At 45.2% G+C, this 21,726-nt stretch carries 18 protein-coding genes; 5 read left to right on the top strand and 13 right to left on the bottom strand.

Translation table 11 applies throughout. The annotated features are described in order from the left end of the window. Nucleotides 1-58: 58 nt before the first annotated feature. Together MKY66_RS09895 and MKY66_RS09890 are read left to right on the top strand one after the other, a co-directional pair. Nucleotides 59-1,222 carry an oxalate decarboxylase family bicupin gene (locus MKY66_RS09895; RefSeq protein ID WP_076209061.1) on the top strand — a complete coding sequence of 388 codons (1,164 nt, stop codon included), beginning with the start codon at nucleotides 59-61 and terminating at the stop codon, nucleotides 1,220-1,222. Nucleotides 1,223-1,302: 80 nt separating this feature from the next. Beyond that, nucleotides 1,303-2,442, top strand: a complete 1,140-nt coding sequence (locus tag MKY66_RS09890; RefSeq protein WP_076209062.1) for a zinc-dependent alcohol dehydrogenase — start codon at nucleotides 1,303-1,305, stop codon at nucleotides 2,440-2,442. 136 nt (nucleotides 2,443-2,578) lie between these two features. On the opposite strand, the gene MKY66_RS09885 is transcribed toward MKY66_RS09890, so the two are convergent. From MKY66_RS09885 to MKY66_RS09835, 11 genes are all read right to left on the bottom strand, one after another. Further along, nucleotides 2,579-3,367 (bottom strand): class I SAM-dependent methyltransferase, encoded by a 789-nt coding sequence (locus MKY66_RS09885; protein ID WP_076209063.1) that lies wholly within the window; start codon nucleotides 3,365-3,367, stop codon nucleotides 2,579-2,581. A 199-nt stretch (nucleotides 3,368-3,566) separates the two neighbouring features. Next, nucleotides 3,567-5,534 carry a PTS fructose transporter subunit IIABC gene (locus MKY66_RS09880; RefSeq protein ID WP_076209064.1) on the bottom strand — a complete coding sequence of 656 codons (1,968 nt, stop codon included), beginning with the start codon at nucleotides 5,532-5,534 and terminating at the stop codon, nucleotides 3,567-3,569. A gap of 90 nt (nucleotides 5,535-5,624) precedes the next feature. Beyond that, complete coding sequence (gene pfkB / locus MKY66_RS09875; protein ID WP_076209065.1) at nucleotides 5,625-6,536, bottom strand: 1-phosphofructokinase; 912 nt, start codon at nucleotides 6,534-6,536, stop codon at nucleotides 5,625-5,627. Nucleotides 6,537-6,538: 2 nt separating this feature from the next. Then, nucleotides 6,539-7,285, bottom strand: coding sequence for a DeoR/GlpR family DNA-binding transcription regulator (locus tag MKY66_RS09870; RefSeq protein WP_017689448.1), 747 nt, complete (start codon nucleotides 7,283-7,285; stop codon nucleotides 6,539-6,541). Between the two features lie 211 nt (nucleotides 7,286-7,496). Beyond that, nucleotides 7,497-7,982 carry a hypothetical protein gene (locus MKY66_RS09865; RefSeq protein ID WP_076209066.1) on the bottom strand — a complete coding sequence of 162 codons (486 nt, stop codon included), beginning with the start codon at nucleotides 7,980-7,982 and terminating at the stop codon, nucleotides 7,497-7,499. Between the two features lie 134 nt (nucleotides 7,983-8,116). Then, entirely contained in the window at nucleotides 8,117-9,547 is a 1,431-nt protein-coding gene (locus MKY66_RS09860) for an NAD(P)/FAD-dependent oxidoreductase (RefSeq protein WP_076209067.1), read from the bottom strand. A gap of 334 nt (nucleotides 9,548-9,881) precedes the next feature. Next, nucleotides 9,882-10,121, bottom strand: coding sequence for a DUF896 domain-containing protein (locus tag MKY66_RS09855; protein ID WP_036670038.1), 240 nt, complete (start codon nucleotides 10,119-10,121; stop codon nucleotides 9,882-9,884). Nucleotides 10,122-10,340: 219 nt separating this feature from the next. Then, entirely contained in the window at nucleotides 10,341-11,153 is an 813-nt protein-coding gene (locus tag MKY66_RS09850; protein ID WP_076209068.1) for a (2Fe-2S)-binding protein, read from the bottom strand. Continuing rightward, nucleotides 11,150-12,124: an ABC transporter substrate-binding protein gene (locus MKY66_RS09845; protein WP_076209069.1), complete on the bottom strand. Its 975-nt coding sequence runs from the start codon at nucleotides 12,122-12,124 to the stop codon at nucleotides 11,150-11,152. Before MKY66_RS09845 ends, MKY66_RS09850 begins: the two co-directional genes overlap by 4 nt. A gap of 108 nt (nucleotides 12,125-12,232) precedes the next feature. After that, entirely contained in the window at nucleotides 12,233-13,834 is a 1,602-nt protein-coding gene (locus MKY66_RS09840) for a helix-turn-helix domain-containing protein (RefSeq protein WP_076209070.1), read from the bottom strand. A 50-nt stretch (nucleotides 13,835-13,884) separates the two neighbouring features. After that, complete coding sequence (locus MKY66_RS09835; RefSeq protein WP_076209071.1) at nucleotides 13,885-15,906, bottom strand: AraC family transcriptional regulator; 2,022 nt, start codon at nucleotides 15,904-15,906, stop codon at nucleotides 13,885-13,887. A 414-nt stretch (nucleotides 15,907-16,320) separates the two neighbouring features. On the opposite strand from MKY66_RS09835, the gene MKY66_RS09830 reads away from it, so the two are divergent. From MKY66_RS09830 to MKY66_RS09820, 3 genes are all read left to right on the top strand, one after another. Continuing rightward, entirely contained in the window at nucleotides 16,321-16,740 is a 420-nt protein-coding gene (locus MKY66_RS09830; RefSeq protein WP_076209072.1) for a MarR family transcriptional regulator, read from the top strand. A gap of 26 nt (nucleotides 16,741-16,766) precedes the next feature. Further along, the gene (locus MKY66_RS09825; protein ID WP_076209073.1) at nucleotides 16,767-17,417 is read left to right on the top strand and encodes a nitroreductase family protein; all 651 of its coding nucleotides are present in this window, start codon (nucleotides 16,767-16,769) and stop codon (nucleotides 17,415-17,417) included. Nucleotides 17,418-17,514: 97 nt separating this feature from the next. Beyond that, nucleotides 17,515-17,811, top strand: coding sequence for a putative quinol monooxygenase (locus tag MKY66_RS09820; protein WP_076209074.1), 297 nt, complete (start codon nucleotides 17,515-17,517; stop codon nucleotides 17,809-17,811). A gap of 109 nt (nucleotides 17,812-17,920) precedes the next feature. Here the strand turns inward: MKY66_RS09820 and MKY66_RS09815 are convergent, their stop codons facing one another. Then, nucleotides 17,921-18,841: an NAD(P)-dependent alcohol dehydrogenase gene (locus tag MKY66_RS09815; RefSeq protein ID WP_076209075.1), complete on the bottom strand. Its 921-nt coding sequence runs from the start codon at nucleotides 18,839-18,841 to the stop codon at nucleotides 17,921-17,923. Nucleotides 18,842-18,934: 93 nt separating this feature from the next. Next, complete coding sequence (locus MKY66_RS09810) at nucleotides 18,935-21,625, bottom strand: LuxR C-terminal-related transcriptional regulator (protein ID WP_076209076.1); 2,691 nt, start codon at nucleotides 21,623-21,625, stop codon at nucleotides 18,935-18,937. Between the last annotated feature and the right edge of the window lie 101 nt (nucleotides 21,626-21,726).

Here is a 21,726-nt window from a genome sequence, read left to right as displayed (position 1 = left end):
TAAACATAACGATACCATGTCGCGTGTGACATGGGACTGAATCTGGAGGGATCACTTCATGACCAAAGGACAGCAACCAAACGAAAAACCATTTATCATCCCGCAACCCATTCGCAGTGATGGCGCAGGAGGACCTGATCTGGGACCCAGAGACGTCATGAGAGATATACAAAACCCCGATATGCTGGTACCTCCGGCAACCGATAACGGGTTATTGCCCAATCTGAGAATGTCTTTTTCCGATACCCATATGCAATTGAACCATGGGGGTTGGTCACGTGAAATCACCGCACGGGATCTCCCTATTGCCACTACACTGGCGGGTGTGAACATGAGCCTGACACCGGGAGGTGTAAGGGAATTGCACTGGCATCAACAATCCGAGTGGGCCTATATGATCTGGGGAACGGCAAGAATCACTTCGGTAGATCAGAACGGACGTAATTTTATTGCGGATGTCGGGCCTGGCGATCTCTGGTTTTTCCCCAAAGGTCTACCCCATTCCATTCAGGGGCTGGAGGAAGGTTGTGAATTTCTGCTTGTGTTTGATGACGGGTCCTTCTCCGATCTGAATACGTTATCCATATCCGATTGGTTTGCCCATACCCCACCAGAGGTACTGTCTGTCAATTTCGGCGTGCCCGAATCCGCTTTTCAGTCAATGCCGAAGGAACAGGTCTACATTTTCCAAGATAACGTCCCGGGTTCCATCGAGAGCCAGGAAGTTCAGTCGCCATATGGCACCGTTCCTCTCACATTCAAACACCGATTGCTGGCCCAGGAACCACTCATTACCCCCGGCGGAAGCGTGCGGATCGTAGACTCCACCAACTTCCCCATCTCAACTACCGTTGCAGCCGCACTCGTTGAGATCCGACCTGGCGCCATGCGTGAACTGCATTGGCATCCCAATGCAGATGAATGGCAATACTATCTGACAGGACAAGGTAGAATGACTGTCTTTGGAGGCAATGGCATTGCTCGCACATTTGACTATCGGGCTGGAGATGTCGGATATGTTCCTGTCGCCATGGGACACTATATACAGAATACCGGCACAGACACTTTATGGTTTTTGGAAATATTCCGAAGTGATCGATTCGAGGATGTATCGCTGAATCAGTGGATGGCGTTAACCCCGCGGGATCTGGTCCGTGATAATCTTAATGCGCCACCTGAGTTGCTTGATGCGTTGCGTAAAGTAAAATGGCCCGTCGTTTAAATTAGTATGTATGTCTATCATTTATGCTGAAAAGGGGTAATTGTCAGAGAATCCCACTATAATAAGGAGGAATATGAAAGATGAGAGCCGTTACGTTTCAGGGAATCAAGGACATTCAAGTCAAAGAGGTTGAAGATCCCAAACTGCAACAGAAGGATGACATTATCGTTCGTATAACTTCCACAGCTATATGTGGATCCGATTTGCATATTTATCAGGGAGCCTTGCCTGCTGCCAAAGATTACGTTATCGGTCATGAACCGATGGGCATAGTAGAAGAAGTAGGTCCGGAAGTGACACGTGTGAAGAAGGGGGACCGTGTGGTCCTGCCTTTTAACATCGCTTGTGGTGAATGCTTCTATTGCAATCATGACATGGAGAGCCAGTGCGATCATTCCAATGGCAATCCGGATATTCATACAGGGGGTTATTTTGGGTTCACCGAACGCTACGGAAATCACCCCGGAGGTCAGGCAGAATTATTGCGTGTTCCCTACGGGAACTTCACTCCGTTTGTGATTCCGGAATCCTGTGAACTGGAAGATGAAGCCCTATTGTTCCTGTCCGATGTTCTTCCAACCGCTTACTGGAGCGTCGAGAATGCAGGAGTTAAACCGGGAGATACAGTCACTGTACTCGGAAGTGGTCCAATTGGGCTGATGACACAGAAGTTCGCATGGATGAAAGGTGCCAAACGCGTTATTGCTGTGGATCGCCTGCCCTATCGACTGGAGAAAGCCAAACGTTTGAACGATGCAGAGATCTTTAATTTCGAAGATTACGATGATATGGGTGAGCACATTCGCGAGATTACACAAGGCGGAACCGATGTTGTTATCGACTGTGTAGGTATGGATGGTAAAAAGAACATGCTGGAAGAAATCGGGCAGAAGCTGAAACTTCATGGCGGTTCACTAAGTGCGATTGAAATCGGCATGAAAGCGATCCGCAAATTCGGTACACTCCAACTTACGGGTGTATATGGCTCTTCCTACAACATGTTTCCTTTAGGCAATTTGTTTGAACGTAATATCAACCTCAAAATGGGACAAGCTCCTGTTATACATTACATGCCTGAATTGTTCCGCAAAATCACCGCTGGTGAATTTGATCCAACGGAGATCATCTCCCATCGGATTTCACTGGAGAATGCAAGCGATGCGTATCGCATTTTCAACGATCATGAAGACGAATGTACCAAAGTTATACTTAAACCCTAAACCGTCGCTTTGATTATAAATATGCAGAATAAAACAAGCAGAACTACCTGTTCAAGGTACTCTGCTTGTTTTATTTTATCAGCATTCATCCTGTTACCGTTGCATAAACTGCTCAGCTAAATGGTCCTTTACCTAATCAGATATGAGTCGGTTTAATCGCTTGGATATACACACTTTCTCCTTGGAAGCTGTCAAGCTTCCCGTTCTTGGTCACTTCAAAATTGAAAAAATTTCTAATGATGGACGGTGCACTCAACATGCTTGCCTCAAGCTCACCTCTCTCCCGTTCCGGCAGTGCTGCACGGTTACACCATTCTTCAAACTTAAAGCGTTTCTGAAAGGAAACCATCGTTTCCATTCGGAAGCCGGCATACTCCAGCATATGAATCCATTCCGTCTTGCGCCATGCTCGAACATGGCTTGTATCCCGGCACTTCTCCACTTCATTGTAAAACTGATCATTCTCATCACGTTCAGGTGCCACGTTGTCAATGAATAACAACCTTCCACCGGGCTTCATGACTCGTAATGCCTCATGAACAAACGAAGAAACGTCCGGAAAATGGTGGGCAGCAATTCGGCAGGTCACTAGGTCAAAGACATCATCATCGAATGGCAGCTTCTCTGCATCCCCGGCTACAAAATCTACATTACCGTGTCCATTCCCCAGGATAAACGCTTCAGCTACCTGAAGCATTTCTTCCGTTAGATCGAGGGCTGTCACCCGCTGAACAAGTGGAGCCAATGCATTAGCGACATGCCCTCCTCGAGTGGCGATATCCAGCACGTTCATATCCGGAGTGGCTTGAGATGAAGCCACGAGCAACGCGAGATCTTCACCTTTGGCATGCCCCGCACTCGTCACGTATTTACCTGCATTTTTCGCAAACTGCTTCTGCACCTGACTTTTGATTACATCAGACATTCCAATTCCTCCTGCATAAGTTTCATCAGCCGAAACATAGTTTCAAAATATAATTATATTTAGTTTACCACACATGAATGTAAAATCTAAATAAGCATTTTACACAAATCCGGAGGCAACTTTCCACTACCTAACAAAAAAGCTGAAATAAAAAACATCCCCCAAGTGAATTTCACCCAGGAGATGTTTCTTATATCTGTTACTTCACAAGTGTTGGTGACTTCTTCCACAGTCCCAGAATCAGACCAGAGATCACAGAACCAATTGCAACAGCGAGCAGGAACAATAATGCGTGGTTCGCCAGTGCTGCAACAAAGATGCCGCCGTGCGGAGCTGGCACATTAATGCTCCACAGTTGTGTCAATCCGCCAGCAACAGCGGAACCCAGAATACAAGAAGTCAATACACGCAATGGATCAGCCGCAGCAAATGGAATTGCACCTTCTGTAATGAAAGAGAATCCAAGTACATAGTTAGTCAAGCCTGATTTGCGTTCTTGCTCTGTAAATTTGGATTTGAAGAACGTTGTTGCAAGTGCAATCGCCAGAGGAGGCACCATACCGCCTGCCATAACCGCTGCCATCCATGCACCGTCTGTGTTACCACTGGATGTGAATACCCCAATGGCGAAGGTGTAAGCCGCTTTGTTGAACGGTCCACCCATATCGATGGACATCATGCCGCCAAGCAGCAAGCCCAGCAATACCGCATTACCTGTACCCAGGTTACCCAGTGCATCTACCAGCCAGGTGTTCAGGGAACCAAAGATTGGATCAAAGACATAGAAACTGATGGCACCCACGATCAGTAAACCAAATACCGGATACAGCAAGATTGGTTTCAAGCCATCAATCGCTTTTGGCAATCCTTTGAACAACTTACGGAGACCAACAACGACATAACCCGCCAGGAAACCAGCAGCCAAACCACCAAGGAAACCGGCGTTTGAGTTAACTGCCATCAATCCACCGACCATACCAGGCATCAGGGCCGGGCGATCACCAATGCTCATCGCGATAAATCCGGCAAGTACCGGAATCAGGAAGTGGAACGCACCTGTTCCGCCACCGATCGTTTGAAGCAGTTGCACAAGCGGATTCTCAGGGCTAGCGAGCTGTTCGAACAAGAAGGAGATTGCTAGCAGGATGCCGCCACCTACAACGAATGGTAGCATATGCGAGATACCGTTCATCAGATCTTTATAGATTTTGCTACCTACACTGATTTTGCCAGTGTTTGCGCCCTCTTCTTTGGCATTTCCGCCTTGGCTGCGATAGATCGGCGCGTCACCGTTAACGGCTTTGCGAATCAGCTCTTCGGATTTACGAATTCCATCACTCACCGGTCTTTGCAATACCGGTTTGCCATCGAAACGTGCCATCTCCACATTTTTGTCTGCAGCAACGATAACCCCTTTAGCACGAGCGATCTCATCAGCTGTGAGAACATTCTGCGCTCCTTCGGAACCGTTGGTCTCTACGCGAATATTAATGCCCATTTCCTGAGCTTTCTTTTTAAGTGCATCTTCAGCCATAAACGTATGCGCTATTCCGGTTGGACAGGCTGTAACCGCAACAACAAAATCTTCTGAATTGGCATTACCTACAATCACACCAGAAGTATTCTGTTGCTGACCAGTAGTAGAAGTGGATGCGGCATTTGCTGCTTTTTCAGCTTTTACTTTTTCTTTGGCTGCTTCCTTCTCCGCTGCTTCTGCCTGTTTGGCATCAAACAATGCACTAACTTCGGCAGGTGTATCTGTACTCATCAATTGTGAGATGAAATCGCTATCAATCAACAACCTGGAAAGAGCTGCAAGCGTACGCAGATGGGTATTACCAGCGCCTTCTGGAGCCGCAATCATGAAGAACACATGAGCTGGCTGATCATCCAACGCTTCAAAATCAAGCCCTTTTCTACTCTTGGCAAATACAACCGTTGGTTCGTTCACTGCTGTTGTCTTGGCATGTGGCATCGCAATTCCGCCACCGATCCCCGTGCTGGATTCTGCTTCTCTTTTATAGATCATTTCCTTGAACAGGACCGGATCATTAATTCGTCCGCTTCGGTTCAGGCTTGCAATCAGTTCATCAATAGCCTCATCTTTGGTTGTGGCTTGCAGGTCCATGATCATCGTTTCCTGGATCATCAAGTCTGTTATTCTCATCTCGGTACACTCCCTTAAGTTCAGTCGGCCTGCCTAGGCAGGCCTCACTACATTACAATTACAAAGAAGACCTTTTATATGGCAGTTAGACTAGATCGTCGTAATGGTTACTTGATTACGCAATTCATCAATTAATTTACGTGTTGCCAGATCATCCGAGAACGCAGTTGCGCTTCCAGATGCAACCCCTGTGCGGAAAGCTTCCAGCAAATCTCCGCTCTGTACATAGGTACCTACGAATCCGCCAATCATGGAGTCACCGGCACCAACCGAGTTTTTCACAGTGCCTTTTGGCACATTCGCATGATGAACTTCCGCTTTGGTAATGAATAGTGCACCCTCGCCTGCCATGGAGATCAACACATGTTTGGCACCGGCTTCCAGCAACTTACGCCCGTATAACACCAGTTCCTCGCGTGTATCAATCGTTACACCAAACAGTTCAGCCAGTTCATGATGATTTGGCTTCACCAGCAATGGTGCATGTTCAAGAGCTTCCATTAACGCAGGGCCAGTTGTATCAATCACAAATTCGGCACCCGTCTGCTTGCAGACTTTAATGAGACGATCATAAAAATCCGTTCCAAGTGAAGGCGGTACACTTCCGGAGAGGATGACAATATCTCCTTTTTCCAATGAAGACAATCTGTGAAGCAACTGCTCTGCCTCTTCGGCACTAATTGCAGGTCCAAGACCATTAATCTCTGTCTCTTCTCCATGCTTCAGCTTGATGTTAATGCGAGTATCGTCTGCAATTGTGACAAAGTCTGTCCGAATGTTATCTTCTTGCAACTTGTCATTAATGAAACGTCCCGTGAATCCACCAAGGAAACCAATAGCCGTGTTATCTGCTCCAAGTTGATTCAGTATGCGAGAGACATTAATGCCTTTGCCGCCAGGGAGCTTCAAATCCCGATTCATTCGATTCAATCCGCCAAGTTTTAGCTCATCCACTTCCACGATGTAATCAATGGACGGGTTAAGTGTTATCGTATATATCATCGTTATCCCTCAATTATTTTAGTTTTCTGGGCGATTCCAGGCCGCCAATGTTCTGGCATCTGCTCGGTAATCAAATCGGCCTCCTCCAAATCAAACAATTTGGCAAAAGTAATTTCCCCTATTTTGCTGGAATCAGCCAGCACATAAGATTTTCCCGACAATTGATGTGCACGCCTTTTAATCAAGGCTTCCTCCGGATCCGGTGTTGTATACCCCATTTCAGGATCAACTCCGTTGCTTCCAAGAAAACATTTATCAAAACGGAAATTATCCATGTTCTGTAATGCGATACTGCCAATGACTGCTTTCGTATGAATTTTCATCATACCTCCGAGCAAATAACTGCGAATACGCTTGCTTACCAAAGCTTCAACATGTGAAAGTCCGTTAGTAACAACCGTTACATCCTTAGCTTCAATGAAAGGAATCATGGCTAACGTTGTCGTCCCTGCATCCAGATAAATGCATTCGCCATTTTCGATCTCCTGTGCAGCCAAACGGGCAATCGTCGTTTTTTGTTGAATGTTTTTGAATGTTTTTTCTTCCATGCCTGGTTCCAGCGTTTTTTCATTCACCAGTGCGGCACCGCCGTGGATGCGTTTGAGCATCTGACGACTCTCCAGATCAATCAAATCACGTCTAATCGTTGATTCAGAAGCACCTAACACATCAACAAGCTCTTGTAATTTCACAATTCCCTGTAAATGTAAGCGCTCTATAATTGCAGCATATCGTTCTTCAGTCAGCATCTTCATTCCTCCAACTGCTTCTATAGTATCATAAATCCCTCAAAAAACAACCACTTTCATTCAAAATAATTTAGAAACCTTCAAAAACCCGCAACTTTCGACTTATTTTCTTGTCCAATTGTCCTTCGCGTCTTCATTAAAAATCCTGCAGCTTCCAGCGCTTGATGCGCGGCGTTGCAGGATTTTGCTTATCATGGGAACTTTATGGCGTTTAGGACTCTACAACCATTGTATCAGGTTTGGGTTTAAGCCATTTGCCATCCTCATTAATAAAAGCCCCCTTGAAGCGGCCCATTTCCAATTGTTCTATCAACCGCTCCTCATCCATGACCAGAATCTCAGCCAATTGCCCCGAGGTGTAATAATGAGCGGGATTGTAATCGAGCAGCACAGGAACAGACGTATCATATAGTTCTTTGATCAGATTCTCAAAGGAATGCCGACCCAGGTTCTCCATGTCTCTATAAAACTGCAAATGTTGGGACACCATATTACGGAAAGATTTATTCTCCAGATGCATCCACAACGTATTGCAGGCCTGAACACTCATATGATTTTGTTCCACATCGTAAAATTGAACTTCTTCAATTTTCATGTATTTCTCTTGAAATGCAACGATTTTAATCAAAGGTACATTTCGTTTACGCGACGCTTTCTTCAAATGGGCTCTAAATTGTTCATAGTTCATTTCATTCATCTATTATCCCTGCCTTTAACATGTTCCAACCGACATTTTACAACAAATTAAAGGCAAGTGTAACCTTCATCATATGAAAAACAAAAAAACGTGCAGCAACAGATGCCACACGTTCACAATATTATAGAGTGCAATTACTCAGCGAGTGCACCACTTTTCACCCACGTAGCGGTAAATTCCTGTTCTTCATACGCATAGAATTGTTGTAAAATAACCTCCCGATCATCGAGGAACAACTGATCCGCTATGGCAGAGACCAGTTTGGGCACCGCGCTCTTGGTTCCCGATATTGCCGATGCCGACAGACCACAACTGGCAAGTGCAGAGTAGTTGAATACAAACAGACCGTGCAACGTTTTCTCACCCTCTTCGCTCCTGCTCGTCATTGCAAACCCGGAACTCAGGTATGGATGTGCGTCCAACAATGCATTGCGATGTTCTGGCGGAGCCTGGTAACAGTCCTGCCAACGCGCGATGTACGGCTCCACAAGCTTCAGTTCAGGACGGAGTGCCGGATCACTAAGCAGACCTGTGCTAATAATCAGAAAATCAAACGTAAATGCTCCCTTTGCCGTGTGCACAATCGCACCTTGGTCCGTCGCTTCTACACTCAGCCAAGGCGAATTCAAATGCAGTTCGAATCCAGGCCAGGCTGCCGCACGATTAAACGTATCGTTGGTTGGCGGTTGATTGAATTTGAAGAAGTGAGAGATCACTTCATATTTATCAGCAACCGGCAGAGCGTGGTATCGCTCAATCATACCGGATTGTTCCATCTGACGAATGGGATTAACACTTGGCAGTTGTTCCCGCCGCACAAATACATGAGCTTCCGCCACACCCGTGGCAAGGGCATAACTCGCATTATCGAATGCAGAAGCACCGCCGCCAAGCACAGCAACCCTTTTACCTTTTAACCGATCAAAATCAATCGCTTCAGACGTATGGGCATACCGATCCCGAGGTAATCTATCCGCAATCATGGATGGCACATGCCACTCTCCACCACCTTGTATTCCCGTAGCAAACACTACTTTGCGAGCAAGGATAACGTCCATCTGAGTTCCTGCCTTGTTCACATGAAGTCGATGTATTCCGTTCTCTATAGGCTCAACCAGCGTTAATTTCACCTCATTAAACACAGGCAGATTCAGCACTTCCCGATACCATCGTAAATAATTCATCCAGTCTCCACGCGGGATCTTGTCTACCTCTTCCCAACCTTCGGGCCCAACCTGTGCTTCCCACCATGACCGAAAGGTTAACGAGGGGATACCCAGATCGATGGAAGTCAGATGCTTGGGTGTGCGCAAAGTAACCATACGTGCATAAGTCTCCCAAGGTCCTTCAAGCCCCGATGCATTCTCGTCAATGACCACAATATTGGAGATCCGTTCCCGTAGAAGTCCAAATGCCGCCCCTAATCCACTCTGTCCTCCACCCACAATGACAACATCATAGACATGACCATCCGCATGTTCTCTTGAACGCACCCAGTTTGCTCCACCAAATGACAAAAACGCCAGATCATTCTTCACACGTTCATTCAAAGCCTCCAGACTCATGATTCATCAACCCTTTCGAGATACATATATGAACTAGTCTTTCTTTGATTATTTGATGTAAGTTTTTTGTTAGATATTATTGAGGATGATTGTGATTTAACCTTGTATTGCTGAAATATATTAGCGTTATTATATGAGTTATCCGAGATCATTTAAAGTTCGCGGTAGCTTTATTGTCATCAAAACTAAAAATATCTAACATGCTTGTTAATTCACACGAAATCCTAACTGGGCGGTATCCTCTTCTTTGATGAGCTTTCTTCTAGATGGATGCTTTACAGAAAATAAAAAAGACAGACCAAGATGTAACCTTGGTCTGTCTTTTAAAGGAATGCTATTGGCCGGCCTGTTCCCGGCGCTGCAATTTTTCATTGGTTAATTTCTCAGGGGTCACATCATGCCCCAGCGGGTCCACAACGGATACTGCCAGCATGGTTGTCAGTACCTGACCTCGAATAGCCTGCAAATATTGTTTTCTAAGCTCGTGCTGCTCGCTTTGTTCTGCTTTTGTCAAACCGACGCTGCTGCGTTGTTTTCGACTTAATTCGTTAATGCGTCCCAAAATAGGAATCATGAAATCCACCTCACTTGTTAGTCCAATTTCCAAAAGATATTTCGAATATCTTCAAACTAACTTATTACAACTTTACGAATTTGTCCATAGGCATAATCCGTTGAGAAGTGTTTAGGTGATCTCATGCACAGACCACACAATGCCATTTGTAGCACCACTGCCCAGGTTCAACGTAATCGTCTGAAACAGATTCGTACCATGCGGTACAAGAGTGTCTGTTCACTGCTGGAGAAGTTTACGCAATCGGGATTCCGAATCCAGCTTCGGACAACTGTCACAATACCCATGTGTATGACTTCCGTCTCCAACCTGATATGCCAAACAACAATATCGGCGTATCAGGAACGGCGGTCCCTGCCACCCGGAATGTTCGAAGCACTGTAGCTCATTGGCAAATGTAAATGCATTTTCAGTTTGTTCTTCAAGCCATATGTTTTGATCTTCCTTGATCTGTTCAAGCCGTTCATCTGTCTTCCATATGCTCTCATCATTAATCATTCGTGCATACAATTGTTGCACATTATGCGCAACCAGAGACCACATGACCTTATCGTTCGCTCCTGTAGCGACGGCCACTGCTCGTAGAACAGGTTCCAGATGTAACAGCATTCTCTTCTTGAGCAAGCCACTCTCTGATCTGCGCTGAACAGGATCTCCCCCCTCCAACAAGGAGCTCTTCAGCCGAGTCTCATATCGCATGCCACCTGCTCCATTCAATTCAAACCGCACATCATCGTCTGCAACACTAAGTATAGTATCGTATAGACTGAAAGCTGAGATTACGGACATAACAAATACGGAGTAACGTTTGGCAAAAAGTGTACCGACGGCCACACTTCCTTTGCCGCCCAATTGAAGCCCTTGCTGCACAGCCTGTTCACGCAATATCAAGTTTCGTTTCTCTTCATTCAGCAGATCTTTCACATGGAAAGGATACTTGGAATCATCACAAGTCGCTTGGATCGTCGTCACAAAAAATTGCTGTAACGCTTCCGACATCTCTGAATAATCATGTCTTGGATAACGTCTCATCTATTAATCATGTCTTCAACTTCGTTGATAATCTCGCTTCGCCCAATTGCTCCCCAGCCCTTAAACAACCAGAAGGAATCTGTCGTATAGACCTGATCTGTACCAACAGCCGGTACTCCCTTCCAGAGTGAGCTTGCATTGATGTTGTTTAAATACTCATCGGCATTCGGGTCAATCTCCAGAACTACGAAATCAGCATCCACATCTGCAATTTTCTCCATGGACAAATCCTCACGTTGTTCGGCAGGTGTCACAGTCGTTGGCACAAATCCAAGATCATGATACAAAAGTGTGTTGGTTGGATGTCCTTTTGCCGCGTAAATTTGTAAGGTCTTCTCTCTTACACGCAGATAAGCCAACTTTTTTTGATCCAGTTGTTCGATCTTCGCTTTTAATTGCTTCGCCTGCTGCTCTACCTCGGCTATCTTTTCTTTTGCCAGATCCACTTTGTTGTACATCCCGGCAATGGTCAACAGATCCTGTGTCCAATATGTTGTATCATCAACAAAATCCAGCCATTCAGTACCAAGTACAATCGTCGGAGCGATTTTCTCCAACTGATCATACGTACTCTCCGCAGTTCGACTCTCAATAACGATGACATCCGGATCAATCTGAAGGATAGCCTCCAGGTTAGGACTGTCTGCAGACCCTACCGTTGGAATGCCGGCAAGCTGATCTGCAAAGTAAGGCAAATAATCTCCTCCGTAACGAACTTCTACATTAACGCCTGCTGGTTTCTCACCAATCGTCAACATGTGATCGATGTAAGCAGCAGATAATACCACCATACGCTCTATTTTTTGCGGTACAACCGTTGTTCCTTTAAGATGCTCAATCGTTTGTGTACCACTCTCTTCCACAGGTGTATCCTGTTGCGGAGGCGTTGCTTCTGTTGCCTTGCTACATGCCGTCAGAACGAGCACAAGCAGGGCAAACAGTATCATCGTTGTTGCTCTCTGTCTTACCATTTGTAGTAAATCCCCTCTACTATTTAATAATAATAATCATTATCACTATAGTAGGGAAAAGCGTACAGGCTTACCATGGATTATTCCACTCTCTTCTCTTGCACAATATCACCGTAAGGTAACCCCAAGTTGCTCTGCCACATATCGCATGGCCCACATGCGTCCGGTGGGACCCAGCGTTTTGAAGAAAATATCTCCTGCATTATATACATGGCCTTCTTGAACAGCCTTTAATGCCAACCATGCACTGGATTGCTGTAATTGCCTCAGTTGAGCACGTGCCTCTTCTGTGGGATCGACCATTACAAACACATGATCCGCGTCGTATAACTGCAAATCGCAAACTTTACTCTCTACAGCCCACTGTTGTTCCGGAAAATCACGAGGCAAATAAAATCCCAGATCATCATACAACAGGGCCCCTGTCTGGTTATTCAACCCATACATTCGGTAGAAATGAGAAGTCACCCGGATGAACATGGCACTCTGTTTCCCCCACCTCGATTGAATGCGTCCTCGAAGCACCCGGCTCAGTTCAGCATGCTGTTCAATCCACTGTACAGCCTGTTCGGTGCGGCCCATAATGTCCGCCATATACAGAAGCCTCTCGCCAAAATGGTTGGTGTGCTCCAGCATGGTGGTAGGCGCGATCCGATGCAGGGAGTCATTTGGCTCCAAACGATCACTTGTAATGATCAGATCCGGTTGGACTCGCCTCAAATCATCATAGTTCTGATTGAAGCTATCCAGAATAAGTCCCTGATGACTGTGTGCTTGAAGCACAGGTATGGCAACATGACGAACCACCCTCTGACCATAGGATAAAACGGATACTGGCCTCAAACCGAGCGTGATCACAAAATCGTCCAACCCGTAATACAAGGTCGCAATACGATTCACTTTATTTTTCATATACAACGTTGGGGCGATTCCTTCATTTTTCTTGAAGACTCTGCTGAAATAGTGCTCGTCCTTATAACCCACTTGCTCCGCAATTTCCTTGATTTTATCTGAAGAAAATAACAGCTGCTTGGCCTTCGTCATACGTAGTTTCATTATATATTCAATCGGGGTCATATTGAGTTGCCGTTTGAATGTTCTTATAAAATGATTCACACTAAGACCTGCCATGCGGGCCATCTGATCCATTCGAATGTCTTCCATATACTGATGCGTCATATATTCAAGTGCCAGATCCATCCCTGTTACAGGGGTAGTTGCTTCTTTCACGTGCATCATTAACTGAATCAACAACTGATGCAAAAGATGTTTCCTGCGCGTCTTCTCAAGACTCTTGATGGAGTACTTTCCATTCATCAGGGTATCCATCATCTCCTGAATATCACGTGTATTGGAAGGAACATTAAGCTTGCCCGTCACAGGGAGATCAAATGCCTCGGTATGCCAAGCATTCTGACGCCGAGTAAGTGTAACACAAGAAAATAAAATGATCTGATATCGGACAGGTGCTCCCATATCTGTCTGAAACTCCACATGCATTCCTGGCTTCAACAAAAACCAATCGTCTTGAGACACCGTATGTACAATGTTATCCATAGACACAGATCCCTTGCCAGCGATGACCCTGCAAATGGCGAACCTTTTCCATATCCGATGATGGACAGCCCCCGGACTGCTAGAGTAATGGTAGACGTGGACAGCAGAGAAATGTAGTTGCTCCAGTCGTTTGATCCAATCATTCTCCTCCATGCTCACGTCCCCTCCCCGTTCTGATCCGATTCTGTGTGAACTAATTAACTCTATTTTTTAGCTCCCAATAGTAAATTCTTTATACTATCTAACTGCAACTCCAGTGAATAGGGATCTTCCATGACGAACTCATCCTCTGTACCATCCAAGGAACCATAGACGTAAACTTGTCCTTTCTGCACAGCAGGCAGACGTTTCCACACCTCGCTGTTCAGGATCTCTTTGGCGTCTTCGCTACCCGAACCATATAAGAAGATATGATCTCCCATATACTCAGGCAGTACTTCAAGGGAGATCGTCTCGAATCCATCCTTCATATCGAGTGCTTGCTGAGTAGGAGGCAGTTTCAGCATCTCATAGATCGTGGAACTACCATAGTTCCCACCTTCTGCACCAAGTACATACAACGCTTTGTATCCTATTTGAATGATGGATACGGTCTCGCCTTCTTTAATTACACCATCAATCTGCTTCTTAGTCTCTTCGATATTCTCTTCATATGTCGTGATCCATTGCTCTGCTTCCTTCTCTTTACCAAAAACACCAGCAATCCGGCGCAGCTTTTCCAGTGGACCAGAAGTTTTATCGCCTTCCCAATAAGGTAAAAAGACGGTCGTTGCAATTTTTTCGTAATCCTCAATATTTTTATCAATGGAACCGATGATGAGATCCGGCTCAAGTGACACTAATTTCTCCAGATTCATTGGGAACTCTCCTCCCAAATCCTCAATACTCGCTATAACATCAGAAGCAATGCCAGACTTTTCAATCCATCCTTCGTTCAGCATAAATGTTCTTACACCAATCGGTACAATGCCCAGTTTCAGCAGGTACCCCATATATTGATCTGAAGCAACACGCTGAGGATTGGCCGGAATTACCACATCTCCCCTCATTGTGGAGACCGTCCGCGTCTCCGGTTGTGCAGTCGATTTCCCTGTCTCCGTTGTCTGGTTACCCGATTGTGTAGTAGCCGCATTGGTCTCTGTTTGCGTACCACTTGCAGACGGTGCCGGACTGGAACAGGCCGTGAGCAATAGCGTTAGACACAGCATCATGCTTAGTGCTGTCATTTTGAATTTTCCTTGCATTATTAATTCCCCTCCAACATTCTTTTGATATTGATAATCAATATCATTATATAGCTGGGAATGTAACGAATGAAGGGCATTTTCTTGCATTATACTGGGCAAATCTTGCTTGTTGTTCAATACCAATGTCTGTTTCGACTTGTTAAACCGTTGGCTTACTCCTTTTTTGTAGCGAATTGGAGAAAGACCTTTTATTTTTTTGAAGCTGCGGCTCAGTGAATGTGCATCCGGATAGCCGACCTGTTCTGCAATCTGTTGCAGCGTAGCACGGGTATGCACCAGAAGATGTGCTGCCCTCTCCATTCGGATCTGTCCAAGATACTGGATGGGACTGATGTTTAACTTTTGTTTGAACAACCTGGACAAGTGCCCCACACTGCATTCCATTGCTTCTGCCATTACGTCAAGAGCTATGGGCTTATGGAGATGAGCATTCATGTATTCAATAGCCTGTGTGACCGTATCCGGTTTATGTGGCTGAATGGATTGTTCGTATATGTCTGCCAACAAAGAATATACCCATTGATGAAATAAGGTTTTGGCATGTAACTTTGCAAGCTTAGTGGACTGTTCCCACTCCTGTTTTAATTCCTCCATACACTGATACATGTGCAGCGGACGGGTTGGTACAAGTGCGTATTGGTCCTGGAACGGACGTTCATGGTCCATCAGATGCTGGATTTCCATCCCACAGGGCAAGGCCAGAATGGCTTTGTACAAAATCATATAATACACCACGCCCGAATCCGTCTCCATGTTTAAATTCGCCTGTTTGCCTCCATGAATGATGTGGAATCCCTCCACGATGTATCTGTGTTGATCCATTCGTATCCGTGCACTCCCATCGGTGATATATAGATAGGTACTCGCTGGTAGTTGATAGTTCTTCAGCTTCTCCCCGGGATGCAAAGCGTTCTGGCGTACATCCAGTATTTTGACAAAAACATGATTCCACAACCTGATGTGATCATTCAAATTCATATCCGCTGTACTTTCCCTCCCGCCAAATTACATCGACATACCTTCTTGTTGCTGTTATGAACTTGCCTGTTATTTTCGATCATGATGTACATTTCATTATAAGTTAGTTGATAATAATTCTCAATAACATAAACAATCAATATTAACTTACCCATTTGGACAACATATACGGACTGCAATGTAACGTAGCGGGATAATAACACTAGAATCAGCAACATTTTCTAACCTGTTGCAAAATCATAAAAGGCATGATATATTAATTGAGCCATCAATGATTGACGCATCAAATATTGATACATCAATGATCGAGAGCATCCAAATAATCATTAGGCAATGGCATTGTATACTGCAACATTAATCATTGGTTAACATACGCCGTTGTTCATGATTCAGATTCACCCGGGAGGTCTAGTCATGACACGTATTGTTTCCAAAGAAGAACAAATCATCAATCTGTTAAACGTGTTGGGTAACAAAATCAGTCCCAAGTTTGAACGCTGTACAGGTATCAGTTCCTCTCGCTTCGAAATTCTGCATGAGCTGGATCAGGTAGATGAGATTAACCAATCCATGCTGCAGAAAATCATTAACATTGATAGTGCTGCGATTACACGCCACTTGAAACAGCTTGAGGCGGACCTGATGGTTACAAGACGCAAGAACCCCGAAGATAATCGGGTCACTTTTGTTCGTCTGACGGACCACGGTCGGAAGCAGATTGAAGGCTACAAAGCAGAGAAGACCAATTTTATCAACCAGATTTTACAGGATTTCAGTGAAGACGAAGTTCAGTCACTCGCGGATCTCCTGGAACGTATGCACAACAATTTCTAAACCCATATATAGAGGAGAGATCCATCATGAGTACAATTCAAAGCAAATTCCAAAAAACCAATGATTTTAACGAAATTACCTACGGTCGCCGTTCTGTTAAACTTTACGATCCTGAAGTGAAAATCAGCCGTGAAGAGATGACAGAAATTCTGTCCGAAGCTTCCCGTGCACCATCTTCGATCAATTTGCAGCCTTGGCGTTTTCTGGTTGTTGATACGGCTGAAGGTAAAGAAAAGCTTGCTCCACTTGCGAGATTTAATCAAAATCAAGTGTTAACTTCTGCCGCTGTTATTGGCGTATTTATTGATATGAACAACGTTGAATACATGGATGAGATTTTTGGTAAAGCTGTAGAACTTGGTTACATGCCACAAGACATTAAGGATATGCAGCTCAAAACTGTAATGCCTTATTACGAAAAGATGGCTGCTTCCGATCTTCGCGACGTTAACCTGATCGATGCTGGCCTTGCTTCCATGCAATTGATGCTTGCTGCACGTGCGCATGGTTATGACACCAACCCAATTGGTGGTTATGAGAAAGATCAAATTGCAGAAGCATTTGGCATGGACAAAGAGCGTTATCAACCCGTTATGTTGATCTCGATCGGTAAATCGGCCAAAGAAGGTCACCCTTCCTACCGTCTGCCTGTAGAAACCATCACAACTTGGGCATAATATCAGGGAGGGTTTCCCTATAAGTCTCGATTATATTGGTCAATAAGCATACATTCTTAACACATTCCAAACAAACACAATATGGAGGTTATACATTATGATTATCATTCACGCTCATCTGCAAGTTAAACCGGACCAAGAGCAAGCATTCCTCGCATCTGCGAAAGAACTGATTGCTGCAACACGCCAAGAAGAAGGTAACATCAGCTACGACCTGGCAAAAAGCACAGAACACGAACAACAATACACGATGATCGAGCTGTGGAAAGATGAAGCTGCTACAGCTTCCCACAACACAAGCGCGCATTTCCAAGCTTTTGTTCAACAAGCAGCAGCATTCATGGCCGCTCCAATGAACGTTGAAGTATTTGCTGGAGAACAAGTTAAAGCTTAATAGCTCATTAACTGCCATGCGTATCTAACATGTGAAAAAGCCGCTCTTGGTCATATGACCGAGGGTGGCTTTTTCATTCCTTTGAAAAGTAAGTTCGGCACACTGCCAATTAGTTCTCATGTTTGACCGTAATCACGACATTTCCCCTCTTTCGCCCTGTTTCCACATAACGATAAGCTTCCCGAATTTGCTCCAAGGCATAACGTCTATCAATCACCGCTTGCATCTCACCAGCCTCCATCAACTCTTTAAGAAGTATCAGATCCTTCGCAGTAACCCTTGCGATGCCTTGCCCATCAACAGTGACATATGTGCCGTTAGGTGCCAATAGGGGCCGACACTGAACTTTCGAGATTTTTCCAACTGCATCCAATATCAGATCATACCGCTGACTTGTTTTTGTGAAGTCTTCCTTCATATAATCTATAACATGCTCGGCACCAAGTGACTTCGCGAACTCCACATTCGTTGTACTGCATACCCCCGTCACTTCTGCTCCAAAATATTTCGCAAGCTGTACAGCAGCAGTTCCTACGGCTCCCGAAGCTCCATAGATGAGCACTTTCATTCCCCGTTTAATGTTTCCTTTGCGCAGAAAATATAAGGCCGTAGTTCCACCAAACGGAATTGCTGCTGCTTCCTCATACGTTGCGTTGAGGGGTTTCAGAGCGACTGGATCCTCTTCGGACAGACATATATACTGAGCATGGGCACCAAAAGACAATCCATTGATGGCATACACCTGATCACCTAACTTAAATTGCTTTACTTCCTTGCCAATCGCCGTAACTTCTCCTGCCAACTCTACGCCCAGGACCGAATTTCGAGGTTTTCGGAATCCCAAAAAAAGACGCATCGGTACCCAGTACAGAAACGGAACATTGGAACCACGAACTCTGCAGTCCCCGGATGTTACAGTTGTTGCGTGTATTTTAATCTGAATCTCATGATCTTTGGGTGATGGCTTCGCTATGTCTTTAAGCTGCAACACATCTGGTGATCCATACTTCGTACATATGATAGCTCTCATATCTTTCCCCCCACATGTTCCTGTTTGCCATGAGTATATCGGGAAGTGGGTTCGGCCCCTAGATACTAAAGTATCGTTTCAAGGATACACCCGTTACAGGAGTTTCCATTCACGTGCTTTTGCCACGGCTTCGGTTCGTCGCTTCACCTGCATTTTGTCAAAAATAATCCGGTTATGTCCTTTCACGGTAGGCAGCGCAATATGAAGTATCTCACTAATCTCCCGATTGGATCTTCCCTGCGCAATCAGATGTAATACTTCGAGCTCTCTCACACTTAACGGATCAATTCGCAGTTCAGAAACGTATGGAAATACATCTGTCTCTTCCGAAATCATTTCTATTCTGTTGTCCTCACTTTCATCAAATGCAGCCAGTAATTGAAGCAGATATAAATGCGAGTCACCGCGTGCTCTCATACTCTTCAAAAGACTGTACACGACAACACCTTCGTCTACAAATACACGAATGAAGCCTGCTGGCTCTGCCATCATCATGGCCTCAGTCAGGAGCTCGATAGCTTGTGTTCTATTTCCATGTTCCTCATGAATAACCGCCAGAAGGATTATTGCCTTGAGCTGTTCATCCTTGAAGCCTTTGGTTATGGCCAAGCGAAGACAGGATTCCATCATACCAAGTGCCTCCAAGGTGTTACCCTGCTTCAGCAATACTCTGGCCTGACTAAGCGCATGATTACTGTCCCATGATAATCGCATTGCTTTTTTCAGATCACCCTGACGAAGGAGCACAAGAACGTATGCAGCAGTAATATCAGGGATCGCCTTTGTAAAATTTAACCGTTGGGCCGTTTCGTTGATTCTATCTAACATGATAGCGGCTTGATGAAGATCCGCCTTCGCAAGCGTCACTCGGGCGAGCCATAACTCACTTGCAACAACCCTGTCCGTTTGGACAAATTGATGTGCCAACTGCACACTCTGTTGAGCGTGCAACATCGCCTCATCAAGGTTATTCCATTCATAATGAACTCGCGCCAGACCCAAATGGGCTTCACATGCTATGGGTAGCGGTGGCTTACCTGCCATATGTACCACCTGCTGATAGGCTTCATCCGCCAGGTGTAGCTGATTGTTGGATTCCTGCATATTCCCCACGCCCAGTGTCGCCATCATCGTGATGATATGATGTCCGATCCTGGTACTGTTCGATAATGATTCCTCGTAGGACAATTCGGCTTCCACACGTTTTCCCTGAAGCTGATATGCATATCCTAAGGTCCAAGCTGTTGCTGCACGAATGGGCAGATTATGAGGATGCAAATATTTGAGTGCTCGGAGTGACTCCGTAATAATCGTATCCGCATCGTGCCGGCTGACAGCCAGCGTGGCTCGGATGGAAGCGATATGTCCGATGAGATCAGAATTGATCTTTTCAGGTTCCATATTTTGTAACGCTTGTTCAGCAGACTGCAATTTGGGCACGACGTCTATCATATGTCCTGATACTAATAACGCAGCCGCATGCATCACCCATAAGGAAGGTATTGAATCCATTTCTGCTGAGGATAGAGAACTCAACCATTGCAAGGCAGGAGCAGCACCCCCGCGAAAAAGAAGTGGCATACCTTTACCTTCCAACAGATCCGATGCCCGATGAGTATCTGCCGCAGCTACAGCATGATTGAAAGCCTCCAGCTCCATTTGATGCTTCTCATACCAGATGCTCGCTCGCTTATGTATCTCAGTAACAGACAGATTGGTGTCAGCTGTGCCGGCATAATTTGAATTCTGGTGTACTCTTTTACGCAATAAATCTGCAAATAGATGATGGTAACGATACCATCGCCTCTCATTGTCCAAGGGAACGATGAAAAGATTGGCTTGCTCCAGCCACTCCAACATGTCCTGTCCGGTAAAATCAACGGATTCATGTTCCTTTGGTTCATCTATATTAAAGATCGCATCACACAATGAACCGCATAATCGATCCAACATGCACGTTTTCAACAAAAAGTTCTGTACCTGTTCGGTTAGCCCTTGTAATATTTCTTCCATTAGATAGTCCAGAACAAATGGGTCTCTGCCACTGAACGTTTCCATAAAGTGATTTGGATCAGAAGAACCCTGCATGGATAAGGCCGCTAACTGCAACCCGGCCACCCAGCCTTCTGTTCGTTTTTCAAGGAGAGCGACATGTTCCTCTGAAAGTTTCAATCCCATGACCCGATCCAAAAACTCACTGCATTCGGCAGAAGTAAACCGCAGATCACTACCACGTATTTCAATCAATTCCCCCTTTGCCCGCAGTCGAGCCAAAGGTAACTTGGGTTGCTGACGCGTAGTCATGACGATATGCATATGCGGGGGCATGTGCCTCAGTAAGTAGGCAAGCGCTTGATGGATCACTTCTGAAGTCATGAGATGATAATCATCCAGAACAAGTACAAAATGATTTGTTATTTGAGAAACTTCATTAAGAAGGTATGTAATAATGGTCTCGATCGGTGGCGGCTCGGAAGATTGAACAAATCCCATGATTCCTTCAGCAAGCTTGGGGACAATCGTCTGTAACGAAGCACATAGATATGTCAAAAAACGTGAAGGATCGTTATCTGCTTCTTCCAGCGAAAGCCAAGCTGTACCTATTGAAGAAAACTTAACCCATTGATTGACTAGTAGTGTTTTGCCTGATCCTGCAGGAGCAGAGACCAATATGAGTTTAGCATGCATCCCCTCGTCCAAACGGACATACAGGCGGGGACGATCGACTACATGGGAGCGCTGAACTGGAATGGTTAATTTCGTAGATAAGATCGGTGCATACATGAGCCAAACCTCCATTCAAGTGTCGAACAGCAACTGTATCGTTTCATATATCGTTTTGGCATCTATACTACCATAAATATCAATAAGACACGCCATAAAAG

Source organism: Paenibacillus sp. FSL R5-0766 (assembly GCF_037971845.1).
GTDB lineage: Bacteria > Bacillota > Bacilli > Paenibacillales > Paenibacillaceae > Paenibacillus.
Note: the sequence above shows the minus strand (reverse complement) of the source record. Positions and strands in the feature narration are given on the sequence as shown.